This window comes from Rhodococcus qingshengii JCM 15477 (assembly GCF_023221595.1).
GTDB classification, from domain to species: Bacteria; Actinomycetota; Actinomycetes; order Mycobacteriales; family Mycobacteriaceae; genus Rhodococcus_F; species Rhodococcus_F qingshengii.
The window spans coordinates 457,236-473,859 of sequence record NZ_CP096563.1; the positions used below are offsets into that span (position 1 = coordinate 457,236).

Here is a 16,624-nt window from a genome sequence, read left to right on the forward strand (position 1 = left end):
TCGAGTTGTTGCAATCGAACTCGGTAAATGCTCCGAGTGGTGAACCAGCTCACACGGAATGGGTAGATGGTCGAGATACCCGGGCGCAGCAGGCAGTATGGAAAGGAATATCTGCGCAGTTCGAGGTGCGGATTCGGGTAGTCATTCGCGGTATCGAGCCGCGTTGGTCGAGCAAGGAGACGTAGGGCATATGGGTCAGGTCAATGCAATGAGTTCGACAGTCGTCACAGCAGCACCCGACAAGGTGCTCGCGGCGCTCTCGGACTACGAGACGGTTCGCCCGCGAATCCTGTCCGAGCAGTACCTCGACTACAAGGTCGTCGAAGGTGGCCAGGGTGACGGAACCGTCGCGCAGTGGACGCTCAAGGCGACGGAAAAGCGCTCGCGCAACGTCAAGGCGACAGTGACGGTCGACGGCAACGTCATCACCGAGAAGGACGCGAACTCCAGCCTCGTCACCACCTGGACCGTTGCCCCCAACGGCACCGGAACGACGGTGACGACGCTCACCCAGTGGCAGGGTGCCACCGGTATCGGCGGCTTCTTCGAGCGCACGTTCGCTCCGAAGGGTCTGCAGCGCATCCAGGCCCAGGTCCTGGACAACCTCAAGCGCGAACTCGTCTAACCGATCCTGCATCACCGAGATGGCGTCGTACCTTCACCGGTACGGCGCTTTCTTTCACGGGCCGGTAATGATCCGCCCCAATTCGGTGAGTGCGGGGTTTCCGCTTTCCCAGTAATCGCTGTGAACTCCGAACCCAGGCTCCCCGGGAGATCCGGTGAATACCTGCGCGCCGAATTCCGGATCCGACGGGTCGAACCCGTGGACTCCGAGGATCTTGGGGATCAATTGGACCGGATCCCAGAAGGCCGTCGTCGAATGAACATGGTGAGCCATCTCGGCGGAGTCGACGCCGTCCAGGCTCAGTTCGTTCACGCGCTCGGCATCGACGCCGGGGCTTGCGACAAAAACCAGTTCATCGACGTCGAGAGAAGCGCCACGGGTAGTCGCGGCACCGACGACGGTGCTGCCGTAGGAATGACCGATCACCACGTTGTGCGAAGGCGGGCCGTCATGCGAGGTTCGTAACCCGTCCTGGAAGCTGTCGAGCCTCGGCGCTGCGGAGTTGGCGTACCGATCCGAGGCTGCGTCGGGAATGCCTGGGGGAGCGTCGTATCCGGACCACAGGATCACTGATGTGGCTTCCGTTGGCGCCGCCCTGACCGTCGCGTCGTACATGGCCTTGGTTCGTTGCAGGTCTCCGCCGACGCCCGACAGCCCGGAGCCGGTTCCGGGAACCAGTGTTGCGACGTTGCCGGCGGCATCGGGATTACCGACTGCCACGACGGCATGCCCATCCGTGACCGAGAGAAGGAACGTGTCCGGTCGAAGTTCGCCGCGCACGGCCGTGTATCCGGCAGCTACCGTTCGATCCGGTAACTGCTCGAGCGCAGAGAGGTACCGCCGGTTGTAGTAGTCCCGGTCCAGAGCGGGAAGGCCGTCCCGGCTACCGATGGACGGATCCCACCTCGCCAACGCGTCTTTCTCGTTGGGCGTGAGCGATTCCCAGAGTCGGTGTAGCTCCGTGGGTGTCCCGGGGAGTGTCGACCTCCCGTCGAGGATGTCGAGGACAGTGCGGTCGAGGCGATCAGGCTGATTGCCAAGGAGTGATCCGATCTCTCGGAATGCCGCACCCAGAGCAGTCGCGGCCCGGTTGTCTTCGTCGTCGAGTGCCGTCAATGCAGTGGAGATCTTCTGCTGAAAAACCTTTGCAGCCGTGTCGTTTTCGGAATCTTGCATGGCGTCGGCCAGATTCCACGGCTGCTTCGTCTCAGGTGCCGATACCGCTCCACTGTCTGACACCGTCAAGCCGTGTTCGAGAGTCGCCTCCTCGACCAGGTCCAGAACTGATTTTCGCGCCGCACCGATCGTATTGGACGCTCCGGCATACAGATCCGCAACTACGCGAACTGCAATCGACAGCCGCGACGAGGAAAGCGAGATGCCAGACCACTGCACTGCGGCTGCGCTCGACGCTTGTCCCTGCCAGAATTCGCGGACGGCGTCGATGCTGCGTCCGGCGTCATTGCCGAGGACTTCGATCTGCCGGTCGATGTCGATCAGTTCCGAAGCGCTTGTGCGCAATTTCTCCGGTGACCACGTTCGAAGCTGAGAGACGGTGGGCTGCATCAGTAGGCTCCGCGCAGTTCGGACACCACTTCGCCCTCGGCAGCGTCGTACAGACGTGCTGCGGCAGCGGTTCCCGACGCCATGAGTCCCAATTGCGTAGCCAGGTGCCGGTACGCGTCGGCGATGATGCCGGCATTCCCAGTCGACACAGCCGCGACAGCGGACGAGTTCAGGGCCGCCGCGGCTTCGAAAATCGGGCCGGCGGAATCGATCCCCGAGATCTGATCCGCAATTCGAGACAGATCAGCTGAAAGTTGCTGCAGAGCAGCGAAATCTACCTGAAGTATCGGCCCCATGGCAGAACCGTATCCAGGTGAGCGGGCTACCTCGGCGGTGCCGACATACCTGTGGACAAGTGGAATTTCTCCACAGAAGACAGGTCAGGGGGTTGTGAGGAAGGCGGTGACTCCGCTGGTGACGGCGGACGCATATTCCTGCTGACCGTCCGGGCTCGTCATGCGCGCTGCCTCGTCGGCATTTCGCATGTTGCCGAGTTCGACCAGAATCGACGGCCGCTGCGACAGATTGAGTCCCGTCAGATCGGCGCGTGGTGCCAGCCCGTCGTCACCGATGTAGGTCGACGGGGTGAGCCCGGCGGTGACGAGTGAGTCGCGCATGGTTTCGGCAAAGGCGACGGACGGGCCGGCCTGCACCGTGTTCAGCGGGGGCGCGGAGTAGCAGACGTGGAAGCCCTCGGCTCCGGCTGCTGCGCCGTCCGCGTGAATGCTCACCACTACGTCGGCGCCGGAGGAATTGGCGGCTTCGGCACGTGCGTCGACGCAAGATCCGACGCTGATGTCGTCCGGTCGACTCAGGACCACTGTGGCGCCTTGGCCTTCGAGTTCGCTCTTGACCAGGCTCGCGACTTCCCAGTTGAAGGTGTGCTCGGGGAACCCGGCATCGGTGTTGGTGCCGGTGGTCTGGCAGTTCTTGGTGCCGCCGCGGCCCGTGGGGACCTGGGTGTTGATGCTGTCGTCGTTCGCCCCGCTGTGCCCGGGATCGAGGAAGACGACCTTGCCGGTGAGCGCAGCGGGGACGTCAGCGGCGACAGTGCTCAGCGGAGACACCTCGACCGAAGTCGTGGCCTCGGCAGTCTCGGTCGGAATCGTGCACGCAGCGCTCAGAAGCCCGGCCCCGACCACGGCGATCAGGGCAGTGGAGCGGAACACACGTGATGCCATGTTTGACCCTCTTGATGGTTTTACGGTGTCTGACTGGTTCCGGCGCACCCGCTCACGGTAGCGCGCACCGACTACGCTGGTGGGGATAACTCTGTAGAAAGGACCGCTCGTGCAACCAGGTGGAGCACCCGACATGTCTGCTCTGTTGGCTCAGGCTCAGCAGATGCAGCAGCAATTGATGGCGGCGCAGCAGGAAATGGCTCAGGCCGAAGTGACCGGTCAGGCCGGTGGCGGACTGGTTGTCGCCACGGTCAAGGGCACCGGCGAGGTTGTCGGTCTGCAGATCGATCCCAAGGTCGTCGACCCCGAAGATGTCGAGACGCTGCAGGATCTGGTGATCGGCGCGATCGAGGACGCTTCGCGTAAGGCACAGGAAGTCGCTGCTGAGAAGCTCGGCCCGTTGGCCGGCGGACTCGGCGGAGGCCTTCCCGGTCTCCCCGGCTTCTAGAAACGAGAACGCGTGTACGAAGGTCCGGTTCAGGATCTGATCGACGAACTCGGGAAGCTTCCCGGAGTCGGGCCGAAGAGCGCTCAACGCATCGCTTTTCACCTGCTCTCCGTGGAGCCTCCCGAGATCGACCGTTTGAAAAATGCATTGCAGCGCATCCGTGACGGCGTTCAGTTCTGCACGGTGTGCGGAACTGTCTCCGATCAGGAGAAGTGCCGCATCTGCGCCGACGCACGTCGCGATCGCACGGTGATCTGCGTCGTGGAGGAACCGAAGGACGTTCAGGCCGTCGAGCGCACCCGTGAGTTCAAGGGTCGCTATCACGTGCTCGGCGGTGCGCTCAATCCGCTCTCGGGGATCGGGCCTGACCAGTTGCGTATCCGGGAGTTGTTGGCTCGCATCGCAAATCAGGAGGACGGCGTCGACGTGTCCGAGGTCATCATCGCCACCGACCCCAACACGGAGGGTGAGGCGACAGCTACCTATCTCGTTCGCATGATGCGAGACATTCCGGGGCTGACGGTGTCTCGGTTGGCTTCGGGTCTTCCGATGGGTGGCGATCTCGAATTCGCAGACGAGTTGACGCTGGGTCGGGCATTGTCCGGCCGTCGTGAATTGTCGCGGAACGCTTGATGAGCGGCACGGAGCAAGGTCAGCAGGTGCGTCGTACGTCCGAGCAGACGCGTGCGCAGATCATCGCGTCGGCCGGGAAAGCATTCGCGACTCGGCCGTACCGCGAAATCACGCTCAAGGACATCGCCGAAGACGCAGGCGTCAGCGCGCCTCTGATCATCAAGTACTTCGGTTCCAAAGAGCAGTTGTACGACGAGTTGGTCGACTTCCGGGCAGCGGCGGTCACGGTCTTCGATGCCCCGAACGACTCGCTCGGCGAGCGCATGGTCTCGCTGTTCACCAAGCCGTTGGAGTCGTACAAGCCGCTGTCCATGAGCTTGTTGTTCATGAGCGGCGTCAGTGAAGAGAGCAACCGCAAGCTGCGCGAGAACTATTCGACGCAGATGATCGACACCCTCGCCGCTCGCCTGTCCGGCCCCGACGCGAGATTGCGCGCGGAACTGGCGATGTCGATGGTGGTCGGAGTGGCGATCATGCGCCGACGGATGATGGCCGGCCATGCCACCGGCACCCAGGACGAGGTGGTTGCGCTGTACGCACCGCTGGTGCAAAAGCTGCTCGACGGGTGAGCGGCGTCACAATTCTTGCTAGGTAAATATCCGTTCACCTATTGTAGGTGAACGGATATTTACCTAGTGAGAACAGGCGGTGTGGGGTGACGACGCTCGACCGTCCGCCGGGCACGCCTGCAGTCACCACCTCCGATGCGGGACTCGCGCAGCCGCGCTCCCGCTTCCTGTTCCCCATCGTTGTCGCCGCCGCAGTGTTCCAGGCTGTTCTGCAGACGGTCATCGTTCCACTGCTGCCGGAGTTGCCGCACTTCACCGGCGCTGGACGCACGGCCGTGTCCTGGCTGGTGACCGTCACGCTGCTGGTCGGCGCTGTCGTCACTCCCATCTTCGGTCGACTCGCCGACATGTTCGGCAAGAAGAAGATGCTTCTGGTTGCTTTCTCGATGATGACTCTCGGCTCGATGTTGTGTGCGCTGTCGTCGGACATCGCTGTCCTCATCTTCGCGAGAGCGTTGCAGGGGGCCGGGTCGGCAGTCATCCCCATCGGAATCTCCATGCTCCGTGACGAATTGCCACGCAACAAGGTCAACGGCGCAGTGGCCATGATGAGTTCGACGCTCGGCGTCGGAACCGCTTTGGGCATACCGTTTTCCGCGATGATCGCGCAGTACTCGAACTGGCACGTCCTGTTCTGGGTAACCACCGCCATCGGGCTGTCCGTGACTCTTGCTGCGGTGCTGTTCATTCGAGAGTCCGAGCCGAATCCGTCGGGAAGATTCGACGGCGTCGGGGCGGTTGGTCTGAGCGCCGCGATGATTGCTCTGCTTGTGCCGATCACTCAGGGGTCGAGTTGGGGGTGGACCAGTGGAGCGGTGATCTCCATGCTGGCCGCGTCGGCGGTGCTGTTCACGCTCTGGGTAATTCAACAGCGGCGCAACGTCAATCCGCTGGTCGACGTCCGTGCTCTCGTGAAACGTGCGGTGTTGATCCCGCATCTGGCGGCTCTGCTGGTCGGGTTCGCGTTTTTCGGGAACACGCTGATCACGACACAACTGCTGCAGGGGATGAAGGGGCCGGGTGCCGGGTACGGCCTGTCGATCATCGCGGCAGCGCTCTGCCAGATTCCGGCGAGTATCGCGATGGTGCTGTTCTCACCGGTTGCGGTGCGTATCACCGACCGCTTCGGTTCACGGACCGCGATGTTGACCGGTGCCGTGTTCCTCGCCGGCGGGTACGGGATTCACGCCGTTGCCGGTAAGCCGCTGTGGGGAGTGGTTGCAGCACTGGGTATCACAGCGGTCGGGACTGCCATCGTGTACAGCACGCTCTCGCTGCTGATTCTGGTTGCCGTACCTCGTCAGCGACTGGCGGCTGCCAACGGGGTGAACTCACTTCTGCGGACGTCCGGAAGCACGATCTGCAGTGCGACGGTGGCAACCATTCTCGCTGCATTCGTGATCAGCGGTTCGGAACATTCCACGTCGTGGACCGGATTCTCCGTCGCCTACCTGGTGTGCGCGGGCTGCGCGGTGGTCGTGTTCGCGGTGTCGATCCTGTTGCCGCAGGGACGAACCCCGAAACATCTGGATTTGCCGGATCTGGTCAGGCGACCCTGAATCCCGAGAGGAAGAGCGTGATCATCAGATCCGCGAACTCGTCGGTGGTGTACTTCTGGCGATCCGGCCAATGCGTTGTCGACCACAAGGTGTCTCGTACCGATCGATAGAAAATTTCCGGTGCCACGTCTTTGCGGAAGATTCCCTGATCGACGCCTTCGGCAATCGCTTTCATCCAATGCTCGCGGACTTGGCGGGAAGGCCCGTCGACGGATTGCAGGAGATCGTTGTCGCGAAGATAAGCCCGATCGTTCTGGTAGATCGCCGTCGGGTGCGGGTGTAGTTCGATGACGACCAGCGTCTCGCGGATCAAGCCGCGCAGGACTTCCTCGGGGTCGTTTGCCGTCTTCTCCACCTGATCGAAGCGGAGCTGAATGTCGGTGATGAAGCCGCGCATGAGCTCGGCAACTATCGCATTCTTCGACTTGAAGTAGTGGTAGAGGCTGCCCGAGAACACACCGGCGGCGTCGCCGATCTCGCGAACGGTCGTGGTGGCGACACCCTTCCTGGCGAACAGCTCGGCTGAGCTCTCCAGGATCTTCTCCCGACGATCTGGTGATGCCACTGAAATCTCCACTGGTTGTCGGTCCTGCTCAGGGCAGGGTTTCGGGGGTGCCGGGCTGCCGGCGTCGAACGTAGCGCAATCCTGCCTGATAGCTCCGGCTCGAACCAATTCGTCGGTGAGATCGCGTGTTTCCACTTCCGGATTCCTATGCTAGCTTCAAAATCAAGCGCTTGCTCAACTTTCGTTCACGGAGGATTTCAGTGCAGAGCCTGCAGACGCAGTTTCCGAATTTCATCGGCACAGAGGCAGAACCACCCCGCGTCGCCCGCTACGCCGTCAACGAGGCGATGATCCGCAACTGGGTCGAGGCGCACGACGACCGCAACTCGATCTACGTCGACGCAGAGGCCGCCCGCAGTACCGGTCGTCGAGACGTCGTCTGTCCGCCCGCCATGATCTCGACCTGGGTGATGGCGGGTTACCGACGTTATCGGCAGGTCCAGCAACTTCGTGCCGACGGAGTCTCCGAGGACTTCGCCTATTCACGACTGCTGGCGCTGTTGGACGAGGCCGGATACACCTCCGTTGTCGCGACCAACGTCGAGCAGGAGTATTGCGCGGAGCTGAGCCCCGGTGACCACGTCACCGCGCATTTCACCATCGAAGCGATCTCGCCGTTCAAACAGACGGCTCTCGGTCACGGGTGCTTCATCACTCTGTTCAAGAAGTACGTGGACCAGGACGGAAAGACGCTGGTCGAAGAGCGCTTTCGACTGCTCAGATTCAAACCAGATGCCCAGACAGATACCAAGCCCGAAGCCCAGGAGGTAATCGCATGAGCGAGACTGGCTCCCGCCACACCGCGGTGCCGAGACTCACCGTCACCGACGACAACGATTTCTTCTTCTCCGCGGCCAAAGAGGGTCGCCTCGAGATCCAACGGTGTGCGGATTGCAAGACTCTGCGCCACCCGCCAGCGCCCGCCTGCCCGGAATGCCGCTCGTTCAGTTGGGACACAGTCGAATCCACGCGGCGATGCACGTTGCACAGCTTCACGGTCATCCATCACCCGAAGGATCCTGCTTTCGAGTACCCACTCGCCGTCGGACTCGTCGATCTCGAAGAAGGCACGCGTCTGGTTGCCGACATCGCGGGGATCGATCACGAGGAACTCGAATTCGGCATGGAACTCGAAGTGACCTTCTCCGAGCACGCTCACGGCGAGATGCTGCCGCAACTGAGGCGACGGGGTTCGGTGCAATGACGAAACTGATTGACTGCGAAGTGGGTTCGGTCCTCCCCAGCCTCGAATTGCCGTTGGATCGAACGCTGATCGTCGCCACCGCGATCTCTTCTCAGGATTTCGAGGACGTGCATCACGATCCGGGCAAGGCACGGGATCGCGGAACTCCCGACATCTTCATGAGTATCAACACCACCAACGGGCTCATCGACCGCTACATCACCGACTGGTCCGGTCCGGCGTCACGGATCGTCAAAACATCACTACGGCTTGGTGTTCCGAACTTCCCCGGAGACACCATGACATTCACCGGCAAGGTCACCGCCACAGACGGCCGGGCGCTCACCGTGACGGTTCTCGGGAAAAACGCCCGCGGAACACACGTGACGGCCGACGTGACTCTCGAACCGGTGGAAAGGGTAATCGCATGACACGAGGATTTTCGAGGCAAGCAGCCATCGCCGGAATCGGCGCCACCGAGTTCTCCAAGAACTCCGGCCGCAGCGAATGGCAGTTGGCGTGCGAATCCGTGATCGCCGCACTCGACGACGCTCACATCGAGGCAGAAGAGGTGAACGGATTTGCGCTGTTCACCATGGAGAACAATCCTGAGATTGCGGTCGCACGCGCCCTCGGGATCCCGGAATTGACGTTCTTCAGTCGAATTCCACACGGCGGCGGCGGTGCCTGCGCACCGGTTCAACAAGCAGCGCTTGCCGTCTCCAGCGGAGTTGCCGACGTTGTGGTCGTCTACCGTGCCTTCAACGAAAGATCAGGTCACCGATTCGGCGCCGGCCCGCCACCTTTTGCGTACAACGCGTCGACGGACCAGGAGTATCGGAACTGGATCAACCCGTACGGGCTTCTGACCCCGGCGCAGCAGGAAGCCTTCCTCGCCAAGCTGTACATGCACAAGTACGGGGCAACAAGCGCCGACTTCGGCCAGATCTCGGTCCTCTCACGCAAGCATGCGGCGAACAACCCCAAGGCCTGGTTCTACGAACGCCCGATCACTATCGAGGACCATCAGAACTCACGCATGATCGCCGATCCCATCCGCCTGCTCGACTGCTGCCAGGAAAGTGACGGCGGACAGGCGCTGGTGATCGTCAGTGCGGAGCGCGCCCGCGACCTGCCGCACAAACCTGCGGTCATCAGTGGCGCTGCGCAAGGTGTAGGTCCGCAACAGATTTCGATGAGCAGCTACTACCGAGACGACATCGACAGCATGCCGGAAGTCGAACTCGTGGCGCGCCAACTGTGGGACCAGGCCGGTATCGGGCCGGACGACATCGATGCCGCAATTCTCTACGACGCTTTCACCCCGATGGTTCTGCTTCAACTCGAGGAGTACGGATTCTGCGGTCGGGGCGAGGCAAAAGACTTCATCTCCGACGGCAATCTCGAGCTGGACGGTCGCCTGCCGATCAACACCCACGGCGGTCAACTCGGTGAGGGATACATCCACGGCGTCAACGGTATTGCCGAAGGTGTTCGCCTGATCCGCGGCACCTCCACCAATCAACCGACCAAAACTCTGGACAACGTGCTCGTGACCGGCGGCTCTCCCGTCCCGCACAGTGCGCTCGTCCTCTCGGCAGATCGCTGAATCTGCCGCCTATTCGAGAAAGCAGGAACAAGATGAGCGAGCGGATCACCTACGCCAGGGCCACCCACGGCGAGGAAGAAATACAGGCTGTTGTCGACGTCTTGCGCAGCGGGCATCAAGGATTGCGCATCGGCAAGAACGTCTTCGAGATGGAAGAACGTATCGCGGCCTTGGCCGGCAAGAAGTTCGGCGTCATGTGCAACTCGGGATCCTCGGGTTTGTACTTGGCAGTCGAGCTGCTCGGACTGCCTGCCGGCAGTGAGATCATCACGTCGCCGTTGACGTTCTCCACCGACATCGCACCGATCGTGCGTGCCGGTCTGGTGCCGGTGTTCGTGGACGTGGAACCCAACACGTTCAACGTCGACGTCACCAAGATCGAGGCAATGGTCACCGAGAAGACCGGTGCCATCCTGATGCCGAACCTCGCCGGCAACTGCCCGGACTGGGACGTCATTCGTGATATCGCTGATCGCCATGGACTCAAAGTGATCGAGGATTCGTGTGACGCGATCGGCGCCACGCTCCGCGGTACTCCCACCGGGTCTCGGGCGGACATCGTCGTCACCAGTTTCTCGATGGCACACATCATCACGTGCGCGGGAACCGGTGGAATGGTGTGCGTCGACGACGAAGCCAGCCGTGACAAGGCGTTGCTGCTTCGCCGCTGGGGCCGTCGTAGCGAGCCGAACCTGTTCGGCAGTACCAAGTCCGGCCGAGTCTTCCGTGAAGAACTCGACGGCGTCGACTACGACAACGACTTCATCTTCGAGCTCATGTCGTGGAACTTCGAGCCCTCCGAACTTGGCGCAGCTTACGGCGTCGTGCAGCTCGACAAGCTGGAACAGAACTACAAGACGCGTAAGGCAACATTTGCGGCCTTCTCGGCGGCATACGGCGCCCATCCTGAATTCTTCACGACGCCGGTAGAACTCGACGGTCTCGACACGGCGTGGCTGTGTTACCCGGTGATGATCAACGAGAACGCCCCCTTCACGCGCAGCGACCTGCAGGAAGCCATCGAGGCCGACGGCATCGACACCCGAACCGTGTGGAGCGGCAACGTCACTCGTCACCCCATGATGAACAACATCGAATTTCGCCAGCCGGCCGAAGGTTTGCCGGAAGCGGACGCAGTTTTTGCCCGCGGCATGACACTCGGCATGAGCCACGGTTTGCGTGACGACGAAGTTGCTCGGATTGCGGAGAGCATCAATCGCTTCGCCGCGAAGTGGAAGTAGCATGACCGATCGCTTCGAAGGACGCCGAGCGCTTGTCACCGGTTCCAGCCGCGGAATCGGTGCAGGCGTCGCAGAGAGGCTGGCAGCGGAAGGCGCTGACGTCGCTCTCGTGGCCCGGACGCTCGGTGCACACGCAACCCTGCCGGGCAGTCTCGAAGAGACTGCGGCTCGAATTGCCAAGTACGGAAACAAAGTCGAGATAGTTGTCGCAGATCTGACGGACGAGCAGCAGCGCGACACCGTTGTGCCGCTGGCGATCGAGAAGCTTGGCGGGACGATCGACATCCGGGTGAACAACGCGGCAGCGGCGATCTATCAGCCGCTCTCGGATTACCCACTGCGGCGGCGACGGTTGATGTTCGAGGCAAATGTCCATGCACCGCTCGATCTGATGCAAGCCGTGGTGCCGGGGATGGTGGCAAACGGATACGGCTGGATCGTGAACGTGTCCAGTGGCACCGTCAAGCCGTGGCATGGCCCGCCGTTCACGTGGGTCGAACCGGGAACTGCCATGACCGTGTACGGCGCGTCCAAAGCAGCGCTCAACAGGATGAGCAACGGCATGGGCGTGGAACTCTACGGCCAGGGGGTTCGCGTCAACACGGTTCAACCGCGGGCAGCGGTGCTCAGTGAGGGCGCCAGAGTCCTGGTCGGTGAGACTATCCGGCCGGATCAGGTCGAATCTATGGAAGAAATGGTGGAAGCGGTCACAGCGCTGTGTGATTGCGACACCGAGTTCACCGCGCGCTCGAGCGTCAGCTTGGACCTGATCGACGAGTGGTCCCTGACCGTGCGTGGTCTGGACGGCGCAGCATTACCGGAGAACCCAGCATTACGAACCGAGGAGTTGGCATGAAGCCCGTCATCGTTGACGCAGCACGAACGCCGTTCGGCAAGCGTGAGGGTTGGCTGTCCGGAGTCCACGCGGCGGAACTGTTGGGTTATGCGCAGAAAGGCGTGCTGGATCGGGTGGGCGTGGATCCTGGCGCGGTCGACCAGGTCATCGGCGGCTGTGTGACGCCTCTCGGTGAGCAGTTCGGAAACATCGTGCGTACGTCCTGGATGCATGCGGGCCTTCCGTTGGAAGCGGGCTGCACCACGATCGACGCGCAGTGCGGAACCGCGCAGCAATCGGTGCAGTTGATTGCCGGGCAGATTGCCATCGGTGCAGTCGACGTGGGTGTGGCGTGCGGTGTGGAACTGATGTCGCGGGCACCACTCACCTACAAGGTGGGTACCGGCCTCGGAACACCACGTCCGGAGTCGTGGTCACTCGATACCGTCGACCAGTACACCGCAGCGGATCGGATTGCTGTCAAGCGCGGTTTCAGCCGCGAGGATCTCGACTCCTTCGGGCTGCGCTCGCAGCAGCGAGCCGCAGCAGCATGGGAGGCAGGACGCTTCGACTCGCACATCATCGATGTGGTCGCTCCGGGCTCTGACGCTCCGGTTCATCGGGATCAGGGTCTGCGCGAATCGAGTCTCGAAGGACTCGCGAAACTGCGGACCGTTCAAGAGGGCGGATTGCACACCGCTGGAACGTCTTCGCAGGTCTCGGACGGTGCGAGTGCCGCTCTGCTGATGTCCGAGGATCGAGCCAGGATGCTCGGGGTGCGGCCGCGGGCAAAGATATTGGCGCAGTGCGTCATTGGCGGAGACATCGAGTTCATGCTCGACGGTCCCGTGGACGCGGCAAACATCGTGCTCGGCCGCACCGGTCTGACGATCGACGACATCGACCTGTTCGAGGTCAACGAGGCATTTGCTTCGGTACCGATGTCGTTCGCGCAGGTTCACGGCGTCGATCCCGAATTGCTGAACGTCAACGGTGGTGCAATCGCGCTGGGCCACCCGGCCGGTGCAACCGGAATCAGACTGTTGGCCAATGTCATCGACGAACTGGAGCGTCGGGACAAGTCCATCGCACTGATCGCGATCTGCGCGTCCGCCGCAACAACCTGCCTGATTCTCGAACGCATCTGACAAGAACCGAAGATTGAGGAACCTGCCATGGCACTGCCCCTGCTCGAAGATCACCGTGACCTGGCGGAAGCGGTAGCCGCATTCGCGAACCGCTTCGGTGGAATCGCCGATACGCGGAGCAACGTCAAGCGGTACGCCGCCGGTGATCGGCCGGACTCGTGGGATGGATTGGTCCGTCAGGGACTGCACGCAGTGCACCTGCCGGAGCAGTACGGCGGTGACGGGGCAGGGCTTGCCGAACTGGCGGTGGTAGTCGAGCAATTGGGTGATGCGCTTTACCCGGGGCCGTACGTTCCGACGGTCATCGCCAGTGGGATCCTCGCGAAAGCTGCCGGCCCGGCTGCGGAATCAATGCTGATCGAATTGGCCACCGGCGCAACCGGAGCAGTCTGCACCGGCGTGGGATTGCGCGCGGCTCGCAGCGATGCAGGGTGGACCGTGAGCGGTTCTGCCGACCCGGCTCTAGGTCTACCCGGAGCCGATGTCGTTCTCGTGCAAGCGAACAGCGAAGACGGCGAGTTGTGGTTCCGGCTCGAGCAGTCGTCTTCCGCTGCGGTGGAGGTCGAAGACGGAGTGGATCTGACACGCTCGATCGGGACGCTGACGTTGACCGATCACAAGGTCGACGCTGGGCTGATCGTCGAGGGTCTCCAGGCGCACCGAGTCGAACTGATCGTCAACACGGTGTTGGCTGCGGAGGCGAGCGGTATCGCCGGGTGGGCGCTACGCACCGCGGTCGACTACGTGAAGTCCCGGCAGCAGTTCGGCCGTCCGGTCGGAAGCTTCCAGGCAGTTCAGCACAAGGCGGCCATGATGCTGGTCCGCTCCGAGATTGCCTGTGCCGCAGCGTGGGACGCAGCTCGGTCCGAAGAGCACGGCGAGGATCAGCAGAGACTTGTCTCGGCTCAAGCTGCGTTGGCCGCTTTGCCCGTCGGCATCGAGAACGCCCTCGAATGTGTCACGTTGCTCGGCGGAATCGGATTCACTTGGGAGCATGACGCGCATCTGTACTGGCGCCGGGCAATCAGTATCGCTGCGGTGGCGGGTTCCGAGGTGAAGTGGGCACACACGTTGGGAGACCGGTCTGCCGATTCGGAACGGGATTTCTCCTTTGTAGACCCGGACATGCTGCCTGAACTACGAGAGCAGGTTCGCAGGGTTCTGGACGAGGTTGCGCTGCTGCCCGACGACGGAACCACCAGCGCCAGTTGGGCGCCGGCCAAGGGGAGCGCTCGACGCGCCCGATTTGCCGACGCCAAACTGGTAGCCCCGCACTATCGGGCGCCGTACGGGCTGGGAGCAGGACCGAGAGAACAGGCCGTCATCGCACACGAATTCGCGATGCGAGGTTGGGCTCAACCGTCCACGGTGATCGGGGAATGGGTGCTGCCCACGATTCTCGAACACGGCAACGCCGAGCAGCAGGACAGGTTCGTCGAGCCTTCGCTGCGCGCCGACATCATCTGGTGCCAGCTGTTCAGTGAGCCGGGCGCGGGATCAGACCTGGCCGGTCTGAGCACGAAAGCGCGCAAGGTCGACGGTGGCTGGGTCCTGTCGGGTCAGAAAGTGTGGAACTCGGGCGCGCACGAGGCCGATTGGGGAGTATGCCTGGCGCGTTCCGACGCCGACGCTCCGAAACATCGTGGGCTGTCGTACTTCCTGGTCGACATGACCTCGAAAGGTATCGACGTACGTCCGCTGAAACAAGCCACCGGTAAGTCGGAGTTCAACGAGGTATTCCTCGACGACGTCTTCGTCCCGGACGACTGCCTGGTGGCGGAGCCGGGGCAAGGGTGGAAGCTTGCTGCGACAACGCTGTCCAACGAACGCCTGAGTATGGGCAGCACGCTGCACCACGGTTCGAGTCGGCTGTTCCGTCAGGTTATCGCCGACGCGAGCCACGACTGCCCTCGCGAAGACGCAGTGGAGGGCCTCGGCCGCAGTATCTCTCGTGAGTTGGCACTGTCCGCGATGAATCTACGCGGGGTGTCGGCGCGACTGGCGGGTCAGGAACCGGGCTCCGAGATCAGCGTGTCGAAGGTGTACAACGCCCTGGCGCAGCGTGAGGGCTCGCGGGATCTGTTGCGACTGCTCGGACCTCGTGCCGCCGTTGTCGACCCGTCGGCGAATTACGCGATAGACCACATCGGACTTCCCTCGATTCTGTTCGGCGGCGGAACCGTCGAAATTCAACTCAACGTCATCGCGCAGCGCGTACTCGGCCTGCCGCGTTCGTAGATCTTAGGAGTTTCACCATGTACTTGGATTTGTCGGAGGAGTCGAAGACTCTGCGCAAGGAATTGCGGGCGTACTTCGCGGAGATCATCAACGACGAAGACCGCCGTGCTCTCGTGGATCAGACCGAAGGCGGCCCCGTCTTCGATCGCATTCTGCGCCGAATGGGTAAAGACGGTTGGCTGGGCTTGGGGTGGCCGGAGGAATTCGGCGGTCGGGGCGAGAACCCCGAAGCTCTGTACGTGTTCTACGACGAGGTGATTCGCGCCAATGCGCCGCTGTCGCTGGTCACGCTGAACACCGTCGGACCCGCTCTGATCAAGCACGGGACGCAAGCTCAGAAGGACTTCTTCCTGCGTCCGATCCTGGCGGGCGAGTTGATCTTTGCCATCGGCTACACCGAACCCAATGCGGGCACCGACCTCGCGGCACTCGAAACACGCGCCCGCATCGAGGGTGACGAGCTTGTCATCAACGGCAACAAGATCTTCACCAGCGCCGGTGTGTTTGCCGACTGGGTCTGGCTTGCCGTTCGCACCGATCCCGACGCGCCGACGCATCAGGGCATTTCCGTGGTCCTGGTACCGACCAGCTCGCCGGGGTTCTCGGTCACCGAAATTCACACCGTGGGCGGAATCAGCACTTCGGCAACCTATTACGAAGATGTTCGGGTGCCGATCACCAATGTCGTCGGTGAGCTCAATCAAGGGTGGAAGCTCATCACCAACCAGCTCAACCACGAACGTGTTGCCCTGGCGGCACGCGGTGGTATAGCCAACGAGCTCTTTGCCGAGGTGGTCGAATGGGCAAAGACCGAACCCGCCGGTGACGGCCACGTCTACGACATCGACTGGGTACGTGAGAAATTGGCGGAAGTCTACGCGCTGCTCAGTGCTGCCGACCTGATGAACCTGCGACTGGTGGCGGACGTCGCCGCCAACACCTTGGGCGGCGGGGATTCGGCCGCGGCCAAGATCTTCGGTACCGAAGCCGTCGTCAGTGCGTACGGCATGCTGCAGGAAGTGCTGGGCGCCAAGGGCTTACTGCGCCCCGGCACACCCGGAGCGGTACTGGAAGGGCGGGTCGAGAACCTGGGTCGACGCGCCCAGAACAACACCTTCGGCGGTGGTACCAACGAAGTGATGCGTGAAATCGTCGCCGCAAAATGTCTGGGCATGGCGCTTGCTGCGCGTCGCCGACCCGCTGCACAGAACGAAAAGAGCTGAC

18 protein-coding genes are annotated in these 16,624 nt (G+C 62.3%); 14 read left to right on the top strand and 4 right to left on the bottom strand.

Annotated features, from left to right (window positions below; all coding sequences use genetic code 11):
* Positions 1-190 precede the first annotated feature (190 nt).
* Positions 191-625, top strand: a complete 435-nt coding sequence (locus M0639_RS02070) for an SRPBCC family protein (protein ID WP_003943959.1) — start codon at positions 191-193, stop codon at positions 623-625.
* 54 nt (positions 626-679) lie between these two features.
* On the opposite strand, the gene M0639_RS02075 is transcribed toward M0639_RS02070, so the two are convergent.
* The 3 genes from M0639_RS02075 to M0639_RS02085 form a co-directional block, all read right to left on the bottom strand.
* Positions 680-2,191 (bottom strand): alpha/beta hydrolase, encoded by a 1,512-nt coding sequence (locus M0639_RS02075; protein WP_064073536.1) that lies wholly within the window; start codon positions 2,189-2,191, stop codon positions 680-682.
* Entirely contained in the window at positions 2,191-2,487 is a 297-nt protein-coding gene (locus M0639_RS02080) for a hypothetical protein (RefSeq protein ID WP_030535717.1), read from the bottom strand. Before M0639_RS02080 ends, M0639_RS02075 begins: the two co-directional genes overlap by 1 nt.
* 84 nt (positions 2,488-2,571) lie before the next feature.
* Complete coding sequence (locus M0639_RS02085) at positions 2,572-3,372, bottom strand: Rv3717 family N-acetylmuramoyl-L-alanine amidase (RefSeq protein ID WP_030535716.1); 801 nt, start codon at positions 3,370-3,372, stop codon at positions 2,572-2,574.
* A 109-nt stretch (positions 3,373-3,481) separates the two neighbouring features.
* Here M0639_RS02085 and M0639_RS02090 point away from each other — a divergent pair, with 109 nt between their 5' ends.
* From M0639_RS02090 to M0639_RS02105, 4 genes are all read left to right on the top strand, one after another.
* Positions 3,482-3,820, top strand: a complete 339-nt coding sequence (locus M0639_RS02090) for a YbaB/EbfC family nucleoid-associated protein (RefSeq protein ID WP_003943929.1) — start codon at positions 3,482-3,484, stop codon at positions 3,818-3,820.
* 12 nt (positions 3,821-3,832) lie between these two features.
* The gene (gene recR / locus M0639_RS02095) at positions 3,833-4,453 is read left to right on the top strand and encodes a recombination mediator RecR (RefSeq protein WP_003943917.1); all 621 of its coding nucleotides are present in this window, start codon (positions 3,833-3,835) and stop codon (positions 4,451-4,453) included.
* Positions 4,453-5,022 carry a TetR/AcrR family transcriptional regulator gene (locus M0639_RS02100; protein WP_007731538.1) on the top strand — a complete coding sequence of 190 codons (570 nt, stop codon included), beginning with the start codon at positions 4,453-4,455 and terminating at the stop codon, positions 5,020-5,022. The genes recR and M0639_RS02100 overlap by 1 nt, the downstream gene beginning before the upstream one ends.
* A gap of 86 nt (positions 5,023-5,108) precedes the next feature.
* Complete coding sequence (locus M0639_RS02105; RefSeq protein WP_007731537.1) at positions 5,109-6,581, top strand: MFS transporter; 1,473 nt, start codon at positions 5,109-5,111, stop codon at positions 6,579-6,581.
* On the opposite strand, the gene M0639_RS02110 is transcribed toward M0639_RS02105, so the two are convergent.
* A complete protein-coding gene (locus M0639_RS02110) occupies positions 6,568-7,281 on the bottom strand; it encodes a TetR/AcrR family transcriptional regulator (RefSeq protein ID WP_172827063.1) in 714 nt (237 codons plus the stop codon). The genes M0639_RS02105 and M0639_RS02110 overlap by 14 nt on opposite strands.
* 65 nt (positions 7,282-7,346) lie before the next feature.
* On the opposite strand from M0639_RS02110, the gene M0639_RS02115 reads away from it, so the two are divergent.
* The 9 genes from M0639_RS02115 to M0639_RS02155 are packed head-to-tail and all read left to right on the top strand — an operon-like array spanning position 7,347 to position 16,623.
* Positions 7,347-7,925, top strand: a complete 579-nt coding sequence (locus M0639_RS02115) for an FAS1-like dehydratase domain-containing protein (protein WP_063315206.1) — start codon at positions 7,347-7,349, stop codon at positions 7,923-7,925.
* Positions 7,922-8,350: a Zn-ribbon domain-containing OB-fold protein gene (locus tag M0639_RS02120; RefSeq protein WP_054781277.1), complete on the top strand. Its 429-nt coding sequence runs from the start codon at positions 7,922-7,924 to the stop codon at positions 8,348-8,350. The genes M0639_RS02115 and M0639_RS02120 overlap by 4 nt, the downstream gene beginning before the upstream one ends.
* Positions 8,347-8,760: a hotdog family protein gene (locus M0639_RS02125; protein ID WP_054781276.1), complete on the top strand. Its 414-nt coding sequence runs from the start codon at positions 8,347-8,349 to the stop codon at positions 8,758-8,760. Before M0639_RS02120 ends, M0639_RS02125 begins: the two co-directional genes overlap by 4 nt.
* The gene (locus M0639_RS02130) at positions 8,757-9,938 is read left to right on the top strand and encodes a lipid-transfer protein (protein WP_042447777.1); all 1,182 of its coding nucleotides are present in this window, start codon (positions 8,757-8,759) and stop codon (positions 9,936-9,938) included. Before M0639_RS02125 ends, M0639_RS02130 begins: the two co-directional genes overlap by 4 nt.
* Before the next feature lie 32 nt (positions 9,939-9,970).
* Entirely contained in the window at positions 9,971-11,179 is a 1,209-nt protein-coding gene (locus M0639_RS02135; protein WP_047271586.1) for a DegT/DnrJ/EryC1/StrS family aminotransferase, read from the top strand.
* 1 nt (position 11,180) lies between these two features.
* Positions 11,181-12,035, top strand: coding sequence for an SDR family NAD(P)-dependent oxidoreductase (locus tag M0639_RS02140; protein ID WP_064073535.1), 855 nt, complete (start codon positions 11,181-11,183; stop codon positions 12,033-12,035).
* Positions 12,032-13,162 (top strand): steroid 3-ketoacyl-CoA thiolase, encoded by a 1,131-nt coding sequence (locus tag M0639_RS02145; protein WP_007731522.1) that lies wholly within the window; start codon positions 12,032-12,034, stop codon positions 13,160-13,162. The genes M0639_RS02140 and M0639_RS02145 overlap by 4 nt, the downstream gene beginning before the upstream one ends.
* Positions 13,163-13,189: 27 nt before the next feature.
* Positions 13,190-15,400: an acyl-CoA dehydrogenase family protein gene (locus M0639_RS02150; RefSeq protein WP_064073534.1), complete on the top strand. Its 2,211-nt coding sequence runs from the start codon at positions 13,190-13,192 to the stop codon at positions 15,398-15,400.
* 17 nt (positions 15,401-15,417) lie between these two features.
* The gene (locus M0639_RS02155; protein ID WP_064073533.1) at positions 15,418-16,623 is read left to right on the top strand and encodes an acyl-CoA dehydrogenase family protein; all 1,206 of its coding nucleotides are present in this window, start codon (positions 15,418-15,420) and stop codon (positions 16,621-16,623) included.
* The last annotated feature ends 1 nt before the right edge of the window (position 16,624 follow it).

What these genes read in the sequence shown, in the direction of transcription:
- M0639_RS02075 (WP_064073536.1), bottom strand. Translation starts at nt 2,191, where the DNA reads ATGCAGCCCACCGTCTCTCAGCTTCGAACGTGGTCACCGGAGAAATTG.
- M0639_RS02070 (WP_003943959.1), top strand. Translation starts at nt 191, where the DNA reads ATGGGTCAGGTCAATGCAATGAGTTCGACAGTCGTCACAGCAGCACCC.
- M0639_RS02135 (WP_047271586.1), top strand. Translation starts at nt 9,971, where the DNA reads ATGAGCGAGCGGATCACCTACGCCAGGGCCACCCACGGCGAGGAAGAA.
- M0639_RS02130 (WP_042447777.1), top strand. Translation starts at nt 8,757, where the DNA reads ATGACACGAGGATTTTCGAGGCAAGCAGCCATCGCCGGAATCGGCGCC.
- M0639_RS02085 (WP_030535716.1), bottom strand. Translation starts at nt 3,372, where the DNA reads ATGGCATCACGTGTGTTCCGCTCCACTGCCCTGATCGCCGTGGTCGGG.
- M0639_RS02100 (WP_007731538.1), top strand. Translation starts at nt 4,453, where the DNA reads ATGAGCGGCACGGAGCAAGGTCAGCAGGTGCGTCGTACGTCCGAGCAG.
- M0639_RS02080 (WP_030535717.1), bottom strand. Translation starts at nt 2,487, where the DNA reads ATGGGGCCGATACTTCAGGTAGATTTCGCTGCTCTGCAGCAACTTTCA.
- M0639_RS02120 (WP_054781277.1), top strand. Translation starts at nt 7,922, where the DNA reads ATGAGCGAGACTGGCTCCCGCCACACCGCGGTGCCGAGACTCACCGTC.
- M0639_RS02125 (WP_054781276.1), top strand. Translation starts at nt 8,347, where the DNA reads ATGACGAAACTGATTGACTGCGAAGTGGGTTCGGTCCTCCCCAGCCTC.
- M0639_RS02150 (WP_064073534.1), top strand. Translation starts at nt 13,190, where the DNA reads ATGGCACTGCCCCTGCTCGAAGATCACCGTGACCTGGCGGAAGCGGTA.
- M0639_RS02155 (WP_064073533.1), top strand. Translation starts at nt 15,418, where the DNA reads ATGTACTTGGATTTGTCGGAGGAGTCGAAGACTCTGCGCAAGGAATTG.
- M0639_RS02145 (WP_007731522.1), top strand. Translation starts at nt 12,032, where the DNA reads ATGAAGCCCGTCATCGTTGACGCAGCACGAACGCCGTTCGGCAAGCGT.
- M0639_RS02140 (WP_064073535.1), top strand. Translation starts at nt 11,181, where the DNA reads ATGACCGATCGCTTCGAAGGACGCCGAGCGCTTGTCACCGGTTCCAGC.